Source organism: Lentzea alba (assembly GCF_047445655.1).
Lineage (GTDB): Bacteria > Actinomycetota > Actinomycetes > Mycobacteriales > Pseudonocardiaceae > Lentzea > Lentzea alba_A.
Genome location: NZ_JAJAEG010000050.1, coordinates 1,580 through 20,704, shown reverse-complemented (window position 1 = coordinate 20,704; position 19,125 = coordinate 1,580). Strand labels below are relative to the sequence as shown.

General features: G+C 65.5%; 1 protein-coding gene (running past one end of the window). It reads right to left on the bottom strand.

What is annotated here, in order from left to right; genetic code table 11:
• A protein-coding gene (locus tag LFM09_RS46445; protein ID WP_414103054.1) for a prolyl oligopeptidase family serine peptidase crosses the window boundary here: on the bottom strand, positions 1–19,125 show its start. 33,654 nt of this gene lie to the left of the window's left edge; the window shows 19,125 of its 52,779 coding nt (coding positions 1–19,125); its start codon is at positions 19,123–19,125; the stop codon falls past the left edge of the window.

Genomic DNA, 19,125 nt, shown 5'->3' with positions numbered 1-19,125 from the left:
GAGCTCCGCCAGCTGCTCCTCGGTCACCCACATCAGCACCGCGTCGTTCAGCGTGAACTTCTCGCCCGCAGAGTCGAGCGGACGCCTCGACCTGAGCTCTGGGACGTCGAGGTTGCCGCGGACCTGCGTCTCGGCCACGACCGACGCCTCGACACCGACCGAGATCAGAACCCGTTTGGACGGGTTCGGGGTGAAGTGGTGCTTCTCGATGCCGAGGATGCGCTGCGCGCGCTTGCGGCCGAACCGAGCGGCCCACGGCGCGAACCGGTAGAGGAAGACGCCCTCAGGAGTGCCTGAGATGCCACCCCCGTGCGCGACGGGGTCGCCGCTGAGCGCGTCCACGTTGGTCAGCTCGAAGTCCACCGACGTCTGTGCGCCCTTGGACATATTGACCGCGGTACCGCTGACGCTCGTGTTCTTCGTCCGCTGATACTCCTCGGGACCCACTCGCCTCGGGTTGACCGGCTTGAGCACGACGCCGACCCTGCCTCGCACGTCGGCGCGGCGGCGCTCGTGGACGATCCCCTCGACCACGTGCACCTTGCCGAAGATCCGGGGGTCCTTGCGAAACGACTCCGGCGAGAACTGGTCCACGATCAGCTCGGCATTGGCGCCGGTCCGCTGGCCGAGCGCAGGGTCACCGGAGGACGACCGGTCGAGCATCCGGTACACCGAATCCACGATGTGCTGGGTGCCGACAACGGACACGACGTCCGCGCCCTCGACCGTGCGTTCGCCCCTGTCCTTGGCCAGATCGTCGATCCAGGTGCCGTCCGGCAAGCTCTCCGCAGAGATCGGCTCAACCACTGTCCTCGCGGGCGCCAGCCCTGTCGTGACCAGATGGTCCGGGACGAGCAGCTCCACAGAAACGTTCTGGCTGGGCTCCTCCACCCCGTTCAGGCCGTGGAACGGGCCGACCAGCGGGACTGGACGCACGTCCAGCGGATCCCTGCCGGGCTTGCCGACGCTGACCTTGCGGATCATCTTGTTCGTGCGCGTGTAGGTGGTGACTGTCGGGTTCAGCGTCAAGTCGCCCCTGAAGTGGCGCAGAGGGGTCTCGCCCAGGCCGCCCGACTTGGTGAGCTCGATACCACCGTGTTTGTGCTCGGTGACCTTGCCGGTGTCGTTGGTGACCGAGACTGACGACGACCACGCACGTCCCAGCCTCAAGGTCGCCAGGAACACGTTGGCGCCTCTGGTGATCGCCGCGGTGACCCGGCTCTGGAGTCCGACCCCCGCAGTCGTGAACTTGGCGGCGGTGAAGGTGCGGGTCTCGTACTCCTTGGTCCGCGTCTCCGTGGTGGAGTCGGCCAGATCGACCTGAAGGTCGCCGTCGGCGAGGCCGTCCAACGTGGCTGTGATCCGAACCGTTACGACCGTGTCGGTGAACGGTCCCTGCTTCACCAGCGGGATCACCAGGCCCGGTCCGAGCATCAGGTCGATCAGCTGCATCAGCTGCTTGTCCGACATCCGGGACTTCGCCGTGCGCTGCCGCCGGATGGTGTCGTTGACCATCGACTTGAGACCTGCGGCGAGGCCCGGGTCATCGAAGTACCTGATGAACTCCGACGAGCTGAAGTGGTACCAATGGCGGTTCGGCACCTTGCGCAGAGTGTCGGCGATCGCCGCGTAGATGCGGTCCCTGCCCCGGAACGTGTGGATCTTGGCACCCGCGGTCGACAGCCCTGATTCCAGGTGCGCTGGTGCGAAGTGCGTGCGGTCGTCACCCTTGCGGTAACGAGGCGCGTGGTCGCCCTGCCCAGTCGGGTTGATGATGCCGGAGGCGAGCGCGCGTTCCCGCGACGCCACCTGGATGCCCACCAGGTCGCCTTCCAGGAACACCGGCGGCTGACCGAGCACGCGGACCTGCAGCTGGTAGACCGTCCTGTAACGAACGAGCTTGCCGCCGAAGTCGTGCTCGAACCGGATACCGGTCTCGCGCTTGAACTTGCTGCTCCACGACCGCGTGTGGCTGAAGTCGAGCAGGCCCCCAAGGGTCACCACGAATGCGCCAGCTGCCAGGAACTTCGCAGCGAAGACGCTGATGGCGCCGCGCCGCTTGGCCGTCCACGCGTCTGTGCGGGCGGCCTTCGAGTTGTCCCAGTCGAGCAGGATCGCCGTGTGCTTGCGCTCTTCGGTGTCCTCGATCTCCTCGATGATCTCAACCTGACGCGCCACGGCACGCATCTCGATCGCCGAGCCGCGCCGGAAGAGGTCGAGTGGGCTGGTCACGTGTCCCTTGATGAGCGGTTCCGACCGCCGCCAGCTCGAGTCCGGGTTGTCGATGGGGTCGGCCGTGACCATGCTCACCAGCTCGGCCTTGATGTTCGTCCGGTGCAGGAAGTCCTGCAGAACGTCACGACCGGGTGCTCCAGGCGCGGTGAGGTGCTTCGGCAGCATCCTGGCGACCTGGTCGAAGAACGACGAGCCTTCCGGCGCGTTGACCAGCAACTCCTCCAGAGCGAAGTCCTTCGGCGGCGAGGTGGTCAACGGGATCAGCCCCTGCCCGCCATCGGAGCGAGGTGCCTTCGGGTAGCCGAAGCGGAACGTGCCGTCGAGCCCTGACTGCGCTCCGTGGTCGATCCTGCCGACGAGGTGCTCGTTCTCGTCCCGCAGCTCGAACTCGTAGGAGACTCGCACCTCGGCCACGCGGACATCGAGATCGAGCACCAGCGACGCCCGCTTGTGCTCCTCGGAGACGACCCGCTCCATCTGCTGGTTCACGTTCGTCGTGCCCGACGGGGTAACACCGACGAGCATCGGCACAGGCGTCGTCAGCAGCACGGGCGCCGTTAGCGTTGGGTCGGCCGAGTAGCCTGAATCGGATCGGCGGAACCGCCGGTACAGGGTCTCCGGAGGCATCGTCCAACGGGGCTTGCCCGGCAACGCTGTTGCGGCAGACCAGTCGAGCTTCGCCTTCACCACCAGCGTGTGCGGTTTGCCGTCGATCTCCACGGTGAACTCACGGCCGTCACCGAGCATGCTCGGTACCTGATTCCTCATCGCCAGTTCGACGTGATGCAGCCCCTTGATCTTCTGCTTCCGCCTGCCGGTCGGGTGGGTGTCCGGACGTACCCGACCGTCGACCTTGTCCTTGACGAGTACTCGCGACGACCGAGGCAGCATGCCGCGGAACGCGCGCTCAATGCTGATGCCCTTGACCTGGGTGTGCGGCATGGCTTCGCCGAAACCCTCGCCATCGACGAAGTAGTCGGGCATGCCCCTGAGGACGTCAGCGGACGGATCGCGGGGCGACGGGTGGAAGGTGCTCGTAGCGCCGGCGTCCTCCTCGTCCTGCTCCACGACCGTGTCCAAGCCGCCGAGAGTGTGCGTGGCGTGTGTCCCCCTCGTCGCCGGGGCCGTTGCCGCGGCGGCAAGGCCCAGGTCCGCGAGGCCCTGTTCGTCCACCACCAGGTCGACCTGGGCATCTGGGACGCTGAGCAGTGACCCGGACCAGGTATCTGCGACAGATGCCTGCCGATAAGTCGCCGCCACGTCCCATGTCGGAGTGCCTCGGACGCGGTACCGCGGACCGTCCTCGGTGTCGATCGACTCCACGAGCCGCCGATCCCGCAGGTCGAGCTTGATCGCCACTGCTGCCAGCGGGCCGGTGTCGAGCGCGACCACATACCCCTGCTCCGACATCGCCGCACGCACGTTGCCCCACAGCTCGGCCGGAGTGGTGGCATCGAGGATCTGCCGAGCGGCCGCGGCGGGAGGAACCGGGCGCAGAGTGCCCCGGCGTGGCGGGTCCGCCGGGTAGAGCAGCCGGGTCAGTGTTCGGTGGAACTCGACCGCCGGCGCGGGCCTCGCCTCGACGTAGGCATGTGGACTCAGCCCGATCGTGCCCGCACGTCGCTGCACCCTGCGCAACGACCGCCGGTTCTCGCTGGTCGGCTCCCCGGCGGCAGGCTCCGGCTCGGGGAGCACTTCGGCGACGGCGATCGACGAGACGACCGCGCCCTGGATGACGGCGGTGCGGTTGAACTCACCCTGCGGCGCGTCCATCGTGATCCGCAGGTCATGCGTGAAGTACGCCTGCTCCTCGGTCGGCACGCGCACGTCCTGCACGGCGTTGAGCGCGTTCGGTGTCACGTCGGGATCGACGCTCGACCCGAACATGTTGGCGAGCAGCCTGGCGAACCACCCGCGCCGCGGTGCTGGCGGGATTTCCGGCAAGCCGGGTCCGGTGTGCCGGAAGTCGCCAGGGCCGAGGGTCGCCCGCACGATGATGTCCTGCTCGACCTGGCCCACCGGAGTGTCGACCATGACCCGCACGGTCAAGCCGCCGTTGAGCATCGCGTCCAGCACACTTTTCGGCGGCCGTCCGGCGTCCAAGCGCAGCAGATCCGCGACAGTCCGCTCGTTGAACTCCCTGACGCTCACCGCGCTGGGGCTCGGCTTGAGCGTTAGCACACGACGAAATGCGTCGAGCGCTGACACGACCTTGTGCAGGAAGGACTCGCGGACCTGAAGCGACCGCTGCCGGTCGTTGACAGCTTCCGTGACGGCCTTGGCGATCCGTCGCATCGCGGCAGCCTCGTCGCGGAACGCGACCGAACCGCGGCCCTGGCCGATGCCGTGCGGAGCCTGGTACTGCGGACTGTTCTCGGTCGGCGCCTCCGGCATCGACGCCGGCGGGGCAGGATCACTGCCGTCGTCAGAACCAGCGTCCTCGACCATCGGCTCTGGAGACGACACCAGCCGGGCAGGATCATCACCGTCGGACGCCGACTCGTCCGTGAGCCACGCAGGCGCTTGGGTTCCTTCGAACGCAAGGTCATCGTTCTCGAGCGGACGGCTCTGCTGGTGGAGGATCCACTGGGCGAACTGCCTCGCGCGGTCCCGGAACTCGCCGTCAGCCCCGAGCTGGAGCGCCACCAGGCGAACGACACCCAGGTATCGGTTCAGCACACCCCTTTGACGCCTGGTCAGGTCCCGCGCCTGCTCCTCGTCCACCTCCGGAATCGTCCCGAAGACAGACTCAACGATCTCGTAGGCGTCCTGGCCGGTGCCCTCATCCGGCTCATGATCCTCCAGGTCCTCGTACGCCGACTCCCACGCAGCGGCGCGCTCCTCCTCAGTCCTGAAGTTCAGGCTGTCGAGCCGGCCCCGGTACCTCTCAACCGTGATCTGCCGGTACGCCCACTCGGCGAGTGCCCAGGCGTTTTCCGTGTCGGTACCGCCATCGGCGTAGATCTGCTCAGCCACCAGATCCCTGACGCCGGAATGCGGCTCACCGAAGACGTCCTGGACGATGCCGTCGGCCTGCTTGAGCATCGACTTCGACGCCACGAGCCGGCTTGCGACGGCCTGGAACTCCGCATCCCAGTCGCCGGTGAAGGACTTACCGCTCGCGGGGTGCAGATGGGCCAGGCGCTGGCGGAAGTGGAAGGGGGGTTCGCTCTCCTCCGAGTTGTCGGAGTCCTCGGCGACCACGGGACGGTCTTGCTCCGCGGTACTCCCGGTGCCGGCGGCAACGGGGAGGTCATCCGGATTCACGGGCGGGTCGATGTCCGTGGCCGGCTCAGGCGCAAACTGTTCGGCCGCCCACCTGGCCAGGTCCTGCGGACGGCTCGTGGGGATGCTGCGGTCGTAGACCATCTGCTCGGCGACGAGATACAGCACGCCGGTGTGCAGGAATTCGTCCTCGTCCGATCGGGTCATCTCGATGCCGAACGCCGCATTGACGAAGTGCTCCGCAGTGTCCAACGCTTGTTCGGGATCGACGCTGTTGTTGATCGCGAACCGCTCGAACTCCACCAGGGCACGATCGATCTCGGCATCCCAGGCGTCGATCATGTCGTCGAGTGACTCGGCGCCGCCGCGACCCAGATGGGCCAGCCGAACCCGGAAGTCCGCGTCGGCATCGCGTTCCTGCCACAAAGGACCGTTGCTGGGCTGCGAACCTTCACTCGCGAGCGAGAGGTCGTCATCGCCGCCCCAGGAACTCCAGTCGCTGCCGTCGTCGTCGAGGTCGTTCTCGTACCGCGCCAGATCACCCCCCGCCTCAGCCTCGGCCAGAGTCAGGACCTGCGCGCCGAGCCACTCCGCCAGCACGATCGCACGGCCGGGCAAGCCGGAATCCGCCTGAAGCTGCTCCTCGACCAACTCCTCGATCCGCCCACGCCGCCACTCGAAGCGCTCCTGAAGCGCCCCGTCCTCATCGCCGTTGAATTCCACCTCCCCCAACGCGTCCGCCACGAGTTCGCGCGCCCGCTCCGCGTGTGGCCGGTCTCCCTCGATCTCCTGATGCTCACCGAGAGCGTCGTCCCACGCCGCAACCCAACGAGCATTACGAACATCCACATCGTCAAGATCCACAAATCGATCACGCACCGGATCCGACACCATGAGCTGCCACTGCTCGGCAGCCCACGCAGCGATCTCGCGCGAGCTGACCGTGACTCCGCCTCCGTCCCGGACGATCTGGTCGGTCACCAAGATCTGCGTGTGAACATGGAGATCGGCGACCGAGTCGTCCCCGATTGCGACGACCGGCCCGAACACCGCGTTGACGACATCCTGCGCCAGCTCGCGCGCCGCATCGGTGTCAACATCGACGTGCGCCGCCTCAACATCCCGGACTAGATCGTTCCACCACAGCTCCCAGTCCTCATCGGACTCAAAATCCCCACGGCGGACACTGATCACCTCGGTCGGATCGGAGTCCTCCATATCGTCCACATCGGACTCGATCATCGACGCGGTCTCGTCATCGGTGCCCAAGCCATCGTCGACGTCTTCGTCGACGGCCTCGTCATCGTCCGAACTGTCGGAGTCGCGAGGGTCCGGATCACCAGCGGCACCATGCCCACCGGTGCCCTGGTCCTGGGGATCGTCGTCGTCCGAACTGTCGTAGCCCAGGTCTGGATCACCGTCAGCACCATCGTCGCTGCCGGAAGGTGTGGCAGGCCTTTCGATCCCGAGGCGTGCCCGGTTCTCACGGATGGTGTCCGGATCACCGAACATCTCGGCTAGCTTCGCCATCTTCTCGGCGAAGTCACTGAAGTCGCCGTCCTTCGTGTACTCGAAGTACCTGCCGTCTTGCGTCTTGGTGATCCCGCCCGGCCCGGTTTCGAAGAAGTTGGTGAACGAGTTCGGCCCGGTGTGAACAGTTCCGGCGCGGTCTACATAGGTGCTGTGCGTGGTATAAGAGGAGAAGTCTGCCTGGTAGTACTGGTGGAACTCCTCGAACAACTTCCTCGAGTTCTCCGGCCGACCGGACGGGTCGATCTTGACAGCGAGGTTGTCGAGGAACGTGAATGCCTCGTCGGCGGTGATCCTGTTGCGCAGGTAGAAGCCGAACGGGTCGGAGTCGACGATCGCCCTGGCGGCCTGGAAGTCCCGCTCGTTGTCCCAAATGCCGCGGTAGCGGTCCATCATCACGACGGCGAGCTTGTGCTCCGGCTCGCGGTCATGCCGGCCTTGACCGCCTCCGAACTGGTTCTTGGCGTTGACCTTCTCGATGTCGTGGAACAGGATCGCCTTCGCCAACGCGTCCACCGGCAGGAAGCGCGTGTCGGTGTTCTCGTTCGCAGTGAGGTCGAAGTACTGCCCAAGCACCATCTGCGCGTGCTCGTAGTAGGTGTAGACGCCCTTCGCGTCCTTCGCCCGGTTGGGCTCCTTCTGCACCGTGGTAGCGACCTCGTCGAACTTGGGGTCCAGTTCCGGATGTGCTCTGATCAGCGTCTTGACCGCGTTCTCCGGGTTGCGCTCCTGACTGACGATCAGCCTCAACTCGTCACCGGTCTGCCGCTGACGGTCGAACTCCGCCGGACGCTGCTCCTTCCAGTCGTGGAATGAGTTCGGGAACGGCTCCTGGCCGTGTTGCCGGGTGTTGAAGTCCAGGCCAATGCGGTCGGCGTCGGCGGCCATCAGCGCGCCGATCTCCGCCTGAGTGGCGATCTCGGGCACCTTGGCCATCAGCACGTCGACCGCCGCCGCGTCAACCGGATCAAACGCGAACCCGGCCAGCAGGTTTTCCGCCCGCGCCCGCGCGTCCTGCGCCACGGCATCAGCCATCACGTCGCGGAAGCTCGGATCGACAATCGCCAGTACCGGGTCGTTACGCAGAGCCGAGCTGATGGCGGCCGCCAGCTCAGGAAGCACCTCGTCGTGCACCACCGCCCGCAGCTCGCCGGGCTGCGTATCGGCGAAATCCCTGCCGGTGATGGAGTGAACGGCGCCGGTGACGACCGTGCCGAACACATTCTTCTCGGCGACCACAGCGATGTTGCTCGTGTCGATCCGAGGCGAGATTGGCGGAAGCTGCTGCTCATCTAGACGCGCTACGACCAGCTCACCGAACCTGCGCAGCCGGGAACCGCTGAGCCAGCCGCCCCTCTTTCCAGCCTTGGGCAGCGACTCGAGACCGAGTTGCGATAGCTCGGCGAACTTCTCCTTCAGCGCATCACGAACCTGGTGGCTCAGAGCCTCCGACACTTCAGCGCGACTGTTCTCGTCGAGCAGCGCGAGGTCCGGATGACTCGCGACACTGGTCTTGAACTTGGTGAGGGTCGGCTCGACCACCTCATTGTCGAACGTTCTGAGAGTTCCCTCTCTGTGCCGGATCCCATTCTCGATCAGATTCTGCAGGACTCCCAGCTCGTACACCGGACCGCTCACCATCCGCTTGACCAACAAGTCAACGGTCGCCAAAGCGGCGTTCACCGCCTGCGGCACGACCTTCTCCCGCAGAACCGTTTGGAACGCGGCCTCATCCACGTCGGGCGCACCTGAACCGGCGAGGTAGTCCCGCACTGCAGGACCACCGGTGGACAGCACGTCGGCGGTGATCTTCTTGACGTTGGTGGACGCAGGGCCTACCTCGTTGAGGAACTGGTTGAGCCGGTGAACCCGCGCTTCGAAGCTGACGTCCCTCGGCGACGAATCCTGCGGCGCGTTGGGGATGGTCTCCGCGTCAGGTTCGGCGAGTGCGTCGGAGGTGCGGCTCGCGGGGTCCTGGTTGGCTTGGCTCCAGGTGAGGTGGTGTTCCCGCAACTGCACGGCGATCTCGTGCAGTTGGGACGCGTCGAGGCGGAATCCTTGCAACTTCCACGATCCGTCGCTTTGTGCCGACCAGGAGAACCACGGATCGTAGGCCTTGCCAACGGCGTCGCTGCGGAAGTCCGGGGTCAGGCCGAGCCGCTGGTAGAGCTCCGCGACGGGTACCACGCGGCCTGCCCTGTCCTGGAAAGCGAAGGGTTCCGCGAGGTCCGCAGGGTAGCTGATCAGCGACCCCGGCTCTGCGTGCTTGATCAGCTCCTCGAGGTGAGCGCCGCCGATGCCAAACTGGTTCGGTTCGCCGCGCTGGTCGACGTTGTAGGTGTGGGTGTCGGCCTTCGCGCCGGGAGCGTCATCGATCGTCGTGCCACTCGTGATCTTGTTGAACGTGTCCAACGGCACCAGGAACGACCGCAGCACCGGTCGTTTCGGCGGCGATGACGGCCTCTTGGGGTCAGCGGGTCTGCCACCATCGGTCAGCTGGTACTTCGCGAGCCACTGCAACGCGCGCCGCGGCCGCCCGGCGCCCACCCACAGCTGGGCGTTCTTGCCGGGCGAGATCTTCAGCTGACCGGTATCCGGATCCTGCTGGATGTCCTTGAACGACGGCGTCTTGACGTCGAGGTTCGCAGGACTCACTACCGCGGTGTACAGGCGCACGTGGTGGCGGCCCGCGATCGTCTCGATCTCGAACTCGCCCCGGTTCACCGTGCGCCAGTACCCTTTGACATCGTGCTTGGTGGGGCCGGGGTACGACACACCGGGCCGTCCGATATGGACGATCTCCCGCGTGGCCGCGTACCTCACACCGTCAGCCGTGGTGGTCGCGACCACGTGCGCCGGCCGCCCGGCGATCGGCCCGAACGAGGTAAATTCCCCGTCCTGCCCGAGTACGTGCACTCGTGCGTCCGCTACCTCGGCGATCTCCTCCAGCGTGCTCCCCTGCGGCACGTTCGGTTCACCCCGGTTTAGCGTCGCAGCGACGGCGTTGGCCAGACTGCTCCCTTCATCTGTACCGGAGACCTGCACCGTCTCCAAGCCGTGGAAGGCCAGCACCTGCTCCACTGGCGTGGAGAATGCCGACGACGTCGACAGCTCCGCAACAGGCTGCGATGCGGAATCCTGCTCGTCGTCCAGCTGGGACGTCGCGTCAAGGTGCGTCCAGCCCCGCACCAACTCATCGATGAAAGCGAACCGCAGCGGCGCCCGCTCCCTCAGAGTCTCCGGATCGACGAAGAAATACATCACCGCCTCGGCGAAGTCCTCCGACGGATTCGTCGCACCGTACTTTGTGATCGGACGCTCGTTCCTGAAGTTCGGCCAGCCATCCTCCGTCCACGCACCAACAGCGGCGCTGAACTCGGACAGCTCGCTGCCCAATGCATGCGCGATGAGACGTGCGTTGTCCGTCGTCGCAGGGAAGCCCAGGTACTCGGGGTGCCGCCGAAGGATTCCGTCGATCGCGGCAGCGTGCTTGGGTGACGTGTCGCGCAAAGCCTCCAGGTCCTCCAGCGCCGCCTTGATCGACTCGACGAAGTCGTCCTGCGCGGTTGGGGCATCGTTGTGCGGTGGCTCGGCGCCGTCAACGAGCACCGGATAACTGGCGGCGTCCCACGTACCGATTTGTGTGCGGAAGTCGTCAACGTTGTGTTCCAGCAAGGCATGACTCAGCTCATGGGTCGCCAATGCCTCGGCCGCCCTCGCCCCGCCACCGAACCCGCCCAGCATCGAGGTGGCGTAGAGGTTGAAGCCCTTGCTGTTGGGGAAGTACTTCCCTTGCTCGGTGAGGGCAACACCGTCGGGCGCGAGGCCGAAGGTGACCGCGCTGACCGAGATGACCTCTTGAGGCGCGTTCGCACGATCAGACTGCACGCGGTTGCCACCGAGCAGAGGAGCGTAGTGATCAAGTGCGGCGTGAACACCGCGCAGTTCGTCGATCTTCCACGACCGAGGTTGAATGGCGGCGACATCATGGGCTGGAGCAGGCGACAACCGCACGGACATTGCGTCGACGCCCCGGCCGGAGTCGACCTGCACTCCGTGATCGTCACGGATGCGATCCATGAGCCGAACGGCTTCCGTGATCACGTCGGCTGGTCTCTCGCCGGCCGGGACCTCGACCGACTCCGAGGCGTGTGGACCCGGAAGTGCGACCCCCCACAGCGCCGTGTGCCTAGCGATCATCAACCTGCGCACCAGGTCGAACGCGGCTTCCGGCGAGCTGTTCCCGGAGTTGTGGACCTGCAGGGCGGCCACTGCCATCACACCCTGCCAGCGCTCGAACTCGGCCGCCGCGTCGACGCCTGACTGGTCGGTCCCCGTCACCAACAGGTCTCTGGTGATCCCCGCAGCGCGGTAGACGCCATCGAGCAGTGCCTCGGACTGCGCCTCGGGAATCGCGTCCAGCTGGGTGTGCGCGTCGGCAAACACACCATCCCAGGCGTCGTTCCACTCGTCCTTGCTGTCGAAGTTCGCTGGGGCCAGGTCGGCGATGAGCGTCGGGACGTCGCGGCCACCGATCCCGGCCAATGAGGGTGGCCGGCCTACCGACCTCTGGCTGTACACGCTCGCGGTATCGTCGGAGTCGTACTCCGCGGCCGAGATGGAGACCGACGCCCGCTGCGCGACCACGTCCTCGATGAAGTCCGCGCGCTGCGGAGCCTCCTGCCGCAAACTTTCACTGCCCTCGCGGTCGCCGCCTGGATTCCCCGACACCACAAGACTGTCCGGCTCCCACGCCGTGGTGGAGACGGCCTGCGAATCCAGCGGATCCGCGACACCGGTCGACAGCCCGGCCCCGAGCAGATCGGCCAATGCCCGCGACAGTTCGGTCGCGACTTCGATCGACGGGTCGTGCGCCAACTCGCGGGCGACGACGAACACGACGCCCCGCCAGCTGTTGAGCGCCCCTTTCTCCTCCGGGGTGAGGGCACGAAATGGTTTCGGTGCGGGCCGGTGATGTTCGCCCACGATCCGACTAGCGCGGTCGAAGAGGTCGAGCTGCTGGTCGATGTCAAGGTTCGCAATGAACCTCTCGGCATCCGCGAACTCCGTCGCGGCGTCGAAGTTCGCCAGATCGACGGTGCCGAACCCCGTGCGTGAGCCGCTGACGGAGGGAGTCCAGCCCCGCACCAACTTGTCGACGAACGCAAACCGCAGCGGTGCCCGCTCCCTCAGAGTGTCTGGCTCGAGGAAGTAATACATCACCGCCTCGGCGAAGTCCTCATCCGGATCGCTTGCACCGTACTTCGTGATCGGACGCTCGTTCTTGAAGTTCGGCCACCCGTCGGCGGTCCATGCGCCGACAGCGGTGTTGAAGAACGGCATCTCGTCGCTCAGGCTCACTGCGACCAGCAGGGCGTCGTCCGGCGTGACGTCTGGCCCGAAGAAATCCGGGTTCCGCTGCTTGATCGCTTCGATCGCCTTCGCATGCCGCGGCGATTCCCGCCTGAAACTATCCAAGTCCGTCAACGCCGCGTGGATGGATGCCTCGAAATCTCCAGTCGCGGACTGAGCTTCATACGGCGGCTCCGCATCATCCACCAACACCGGATAGCCGTAGACATCCCAAGTACCAAATGCCCTCTGATAATCGTGGAGCGCGTAGTCGAGCAAACCGTGAGTCAGCTCATGCGTCACCAAGCCCTCGGCCGCGCGGGCGCCACCGCCAAAACCAGCGAAGAAGACGCCGCCCGTGTAGAGGCTGATGTTCTGCGCCTCCGAGAACGTCTGCGCATTCGTCCAAGGCCGAACACGCTCGCCGCCGAGGCTCATCGTGACCGCACTGATCGAAAGGATCTCCTGGTCGCGATCCTTGCGGTTGGAACGAGCGCGCTGAGCTCCCAGGAGCGGCGCGAAATGGCCTAGCGCGGCATGCGCTCCCTGAATTTCTGACAACCGCCACGGCCGCTTGACGACAGCGGCAACCTCATTAGCGGGCGCCATGGAGGGCCGGCTGCGCAAGAAGTCCGCTCCTTGGTCGGAGTCGAACTTGACACCGAAGCGGCGCTCGGCATCAGCCATGAGCTCCGTGGCCTGGGAGACGACCTCCACATCGGATGAGGCGGACACCGACTCAGCAGCGAACCCGCCTGGCAACGACTGCGCGTCCCACCAAGCGGTCGCTCTTTGGATCGACAGCCAGTTCGACAGGTCGAGCCCAACAGCGTCGCGGACATCTGGGGGCAGGTCGAGGTTCGCCTCGATCTCCAAAGCGACCAGCAGCATCGATCCTTGACCGCGCGACTGCTCTAGGCGGCCGTCGAGCCCGAGGTCGAGATTCCCAGCCGTCAGAGAGCCACGACCGATGTTGGCGGCGCTGTAGGCCAGGTTGAGAAGGTCCTCCCGATCCTGCTCGACCATCCCGTCCAACTGCTGCTGGGCCTCTGCGACCCGCCTGTCCCACGCCGCATCCCACGACGCCCGATCCGGGTGGCTCGCCGGTAGGAGGTCAACGAACCGGACCGAAAAGTCACGATCGCTGTCGGGTAGCCGCACGAGGGTGGCCTCGCTGCCACTGGCATAGAGGTCCTCGCCAGGCGTCCAGTCCCCTACCAATTTATCGACGAACGCAAACCGCAGCGGTGCCCGCTCCCTCAGACTGCCTGGCTCGACGAAGTAATACATCACCGCCTCGGCGAAGTCCTCGTTGGGATCTGACGCACCATACTTCGTGATCGGACGCTCGTTCTTGAAGTTCGGCCAACCATCCTCCGTCCATGCGCCGCTAGCAGTGTTGAAGAACGATATCTCATGCATCAGGCTCACCCTGATCAGATGAGCATCGTCGGCCGTCATGGGCGGCCCGAAGAAGCGCGGATTCCTTTGCTTGATCGTCTCAATCGCCTTCGCGCGCCGCGGCGACTTCTCTCGGAAACCATTCGGGTCCGACATCGATGCGTGGATGGACGCCTCGAAATCTCCAGTCGCGGACCGGGCGTCGTACGGAGGCTCCGCATCATCCACCAATACAGGATTGTCGTCGACATCCCATGTACCGAACGCCATCCGATAGTCATCGAGCGCGTAGTCGAGCAAACCGTGAGCGAGCTCGTGCGCCACTGTGGCCTCGACCGCGCGCTCACCGCCGCCAAAGCCAGAGTTGAAGATCGCGGAGGTGAAAAGGCTGACGTTGTGCTCCGATGGGAAGTACGCCGCCAACGCATCGACGTCAACTCCAGTGCTGCTGAGGAGCATCGTCACCGCGCTGACCGACTGCACCTCCTGGTCAGCACGCATGCGGCTGGAACGACTGCGCCGAGTCCCCAGGATTGGTGCGAAATGACTCAGCGCGGCGTGCACGCCCTGAACCTCTGCCAGCTGCCACGGCCGCTTGGTCGCGGCCTCGACCTCATTAGCAGGGGCTGCGGTCTCGTTGCTCCGCTGATAGTTCGCGCCCCGGTCGGAGTCGAACTTGACTCCGAAGCGGTGCTCAGCATCGGCCATGAGCTCCGCAGCGGCCTGGGTGACGACCTCCACATCGGATGAGGCGGACACCGACTCAGCAGCGAACCCGCCTGGCAACGACTGCGCGTCCCACCAAGCGATCGCGCGCTGTGTGCTCAGCCATGTGAACAGGTCGAACCCGATCGCGACACGCTCATCTGCAGGCCGGTCGAGACTAGCCCTCAGTTCCACAGCGACCAGCAGAATCGCCTTCCGCATGCGCGACATCTCCAGAGCCCCGGCCGGCCCGACGTCAAGCTGCTGGCTCTGCGACGCCGAAGGGTTGCTGTTCGCAGCGTGGTGGGCGAGGTTGAGGAGATCCTCACGTTCCTGCTCGCCCAGACTGTTCACCTGCTGCTCGGCTTGCGCGATCCGCGCATCCCACGACGCATCCCACGACGCCCGGTGCGGGTGGTTCTCAGGGCGCAGCTCCGCGTACCGCACCGGGAAATCACGTTCGCTGTCCGGAAACGGTTCGGCTGAGGGTTCGCCGTCCAGGTCAACGGTGCCGAACCTCGCGCTGGAGTCGCTGAACGAGAACGTCCACTCCTGTACCAACTGGTCCAGGAACGCCGCGCGCAGCGGCGCCCTCTTCCGCAGCCAGGCCCGGTCGAGGAAGTAGTACATCGCCGCCTCGGCGAGGTCCTCCGATGGATTGGTGGCACCGTACTTCGTAATGGGCCGCTCGTTCTTGAAGTTCGGCCAACCATCCTCCGTCCAAGTGCCAACCATGGTGTTGAACTCGGCCAGCGCGCCGCGCAGCACCTCAGCCAGGTGCACAGCGTCTTCATCACCGTCGAACAGGTCCGGATACCGCCTCCACAGCTCCGTGATCGCTGCGGCGTGTTTCGGTGCACTCTCAGCGAAGGCAGCGATGTCCGATCGCGCAGCTTCGATCGACGCGATGAAGTCGTCCTTCGCTGTCCGCGCTCCACCGACCGGCGGCTCGGCGTGGTCCACGAGGATGGGACGCCCGTCGGCGTCCCAGGTGCCGAAGTGGTTCGCGAAGTCGGCGAGCGCGTAGTCGAGTACGCCGTGCGCAATCTCGTGCGTGGCCAGGGACTCAACGCCACGCGCAACTCCGCCGAAGTCGCTGACCTCTCCGTTCGCGTACAGCGTGAAGTTGCCGGCCTCGGCGAAGTACTCGCCCGACACGGTCGGGTCGATGCCGTCCTCGTGCAGGCGGAAGGTGACCGCACTGACCGACCGGATCTCCTGGCCTTCGTGCCCTCGGGTGGAGTCGGCACGCCTGTCTCCCAGCAGTGGAGCGAAATGCTCCAGCGCGGTCCGCAGGCCACGCAACTCGTCCAGGTTCCACGGCCGCGGCCGAATGGCGCTGAGGTCGTTGGCGGGAGCGTCCGGGTGCGCCTCCGCCTGGCTCCGAGCACCCACCGCGGAGTGCACATCCACCCCGAATCGCTGGTTGATGTCCACGGCGATGGCGAGGGCTTCGGAGATCGCAAGGTTCTCGTCGACGTCGTCCGGGATGTTGAGTTGCTCACTCCCAAACCCCGCCAGCGGTACTCCCCACGACGCGATGCTCCAGTCAATGGTGGCCCACCGGACCAGATCGGACGCCGCTTTCTGGCGGACGTCAGATGCAAGATCGGCGTCCTCCCTCAGCTGCAAGGACACGAGCGCGATCAATCCGTGGAGACGTTCACGGTTGGCCGATTCCTCGTCGCTCTCGTCCGGATCCACTTCGGACAGATCAGCCGAGTCGATGTCAGTCGCGAGGTGAGCGTCGATGCGCAACGCCTCGGCCTCAGCGGCGGGCAATGCGTCGAGATCCGCGCGAGCCTGCCGCAGGCGCGCGTCCCACGCCGCGTCCCACGCCGCCCTGTCGGGAAAGTTCGACGGCCGCAGGTCCGCGAAGATCGCGGCGTAGTCACGACCACCGTCCTCCGTGAACCTCACCGGCGACGGAATCCGGAAGTCATCCGGCGAGTCGAACTCGCTGTCGAACTCCTGCAATCCCGAGGAGTCCACCTCGAAGTCGCTGCCGCTGCTCGGCCGCACGAGCCCGCGCGACAACGGAGCTTCACCGTGGTCCAGCCCGGCATCCAGGTCTGGCTCCGGCAGTTCAGCGTCGATGCCGCTGAAGGAGATCGTCTCGTCACCGCTGGACAGAAGCGCGGGCGACGACACGATCACCTCATCCACGGTGCCGCTGGTGCCGGCCGACATCAACTTCGCATCGAGTGCCCCCGAGACCTCGGTCCGCAACGGCTCCGACAGAACTTCCAGGGTGATCACGACACGCCGAACACCGCCGGGATCGACGACGCCGCTGATCATCGAACCGGGCAGCAGCCGGTTCGCGTCCAACGGCTTCGTGCCCCGTGATGCCAGAGAGTGCAATGCGTCGGTCAACAAAGGCAGGACGTGCATCCGGAACAGGTGCCCTTGAACCTCAGCTTCACGTCGCGTCTCGTCCGATTCTGAGGGAGCGAAGCTGGTGATCCGCGCAACCGGCAACGGACGGCCCTCGACGTGGAGATCAACGGCGGTCCTGGCCAATGTGTGGACCAACTCGTCGAACATCCGCCGGTCCGCAGTCCCGAGAGGACTCCCGCCGCGATCGATGTGGACGGTTGTTTCACTGAGGGTGCTTGGTGCCCGGTCTTCCTCCTGGACTGTGGGCGCGGTGTCGTTCTGCGGCGGACGGGGTTGTTCGAGCACGCGGGTCACGACCTGGCCGGCGAATGCGCCCGCACGCACCGTCTCCCGAACGAACAAGTCGCTCACGGTGAGGCGAGACATGATCCTGTGATCCAGGCTGACCAGCCGAACGGAGGTCATCCGGATCGCCCAGCTCACCTGCTGCGCGACTTCCACCGCCAACGCCGGGTCACCGTCAGGCATCACGATGCGGTAGAACACGGGCGGCAAGCCGTCCAGCTGCCGTTCGAAGTTGGTCTCAGCCAGCGACCTCAGCTCGGCGTCTGCGAACAGCTCTTCAGCCGCCAAGTCGACTGATGAGGACTGCCTCTCCCGTTCCGCAGGCACATCGCGCGCCACATAGGTCCCACTGGATCCGATGAACACGACCTCGCGATAAAGCTGATCTTCGTGGTAGCGGCCCTTGCCCACCACGGTGTACCGGGATCTGACCAGCTCCGACGACGCAGCCGATTCCCATTTCCCGTTCCTTTTTCTCCAGTCGGAGACCATGACCGGCCGATCGGACTCCTTACCTACCACGATCAGCGCAGCAGCAATGATCACCTGCGGATTTTCGTGGACGGCTGCCAGCACATCCAGACGGAAGAAATCGACGGCCCGCGAGTCCTTCCTTTCTCCACGCACATGGTCGGCAACCTGAGCAACCAGCTTCAGCGAAGCCGGGCGATCCGACAACGGGACGAGCTCGTCCTCGGGAGTGGGTGTGTGAGGGCTCGCATAGGTCCATCCCTCGGTTCGGGCGGCAACAGCCAACTCGTGCGCGACCGACTCGTCGAAACCGCCGACCGGACCGCCGAACACGTTCCAGTTTCCGCCTTGGGCGAGCACGACGCTCTGACGGTCCTGACCAGGCGGAAACGGGCGTTTCGAAAGCCCGACGGGTCTGCTGGGCGCGATCAAGGGAACGTCGAGACCGTGCTTCGCCCACTCCGCCTGAAAATCGAATGCAAGCCCCCCCTCAGCCGTCAACCCACCCGACGAGCACGCGAACAAAATCGCGAGCGACGACCGACGCATCGCCGCCAGAAACGCCGGTAGCTGCGTCGTGATCGTTCCCAACGTGGCCCCGTCCACGCTCACCAGCAACGAGGAGCCCCGCACCACGCCGTCGACCTTGACGGTCAGACTCTCGGTGTTGGCATGACCGATCAGCAAGGTCATGCCGCCGGGTTGAGCCCAACTGCGGGGGAAGCTGATCCACGGCACCTTGCTCGAGTCTATCTCCTCCGACAGGAAGATACCGTCTGGCAAAGGGCTGAAAGCGTAACTCTCGCTGCCCAAACCCCCCGCCCAAGAATTAGCGTGTCGCTCGTCCCCTTCCTTCGACGGGAAGCTCGCCCCGATGACAGTCCCTGCCGAATCCACGACCTCGTCGACGACTACCTGGCCTGGGTAGAACCGCCGCTCCTGATTGAGCCTGTCCCAGCCGACCAGCCAGTTCTCGGCCAACATTTCGAACGGCAACACAGTGGCACTCGCGCCGGCCTGAACGAGCACCGACTCGAACGACTCCAACTCGGCCGAGGTGAGACCGGCTTCGAGATCGACCGGCGTGCGGGCAAGGTTCATGCCGAACCATTGGGCCAAATCCTGAATCGGCGCCTCAGGAGCCCCGGTCAAGGGCCACTTGCCCAGACCCGCCTCGCCGGACTCAGTGATCACGACATGCCGATTCGCGTGCGTGCGCTCGGACGGCACCAGGTTCACCCGCAACTGGCTGCCATCGCGGAGCAGAAAACCCCGGTTGAAGTACGAATCCACCTGTTCAGCGAGAAGTTCCAGGAACGTGGGCGACGGCGCCTCGTCCTTCTGCGTTGCCACCCAGAGCCGCAGGCTCACCTCCGTCACGACCACACCGCGCCGGGTCTCGACCTTGATCATCTCGAACCGCACCAGCTTGTCGTCCCTACGGGTCCACACCAGCGCTGGCTCAGCCTTTGGGCGCACCAGATCGATCTCGCCCAGCGGCACTAGGAGCCAGGGCTGCAC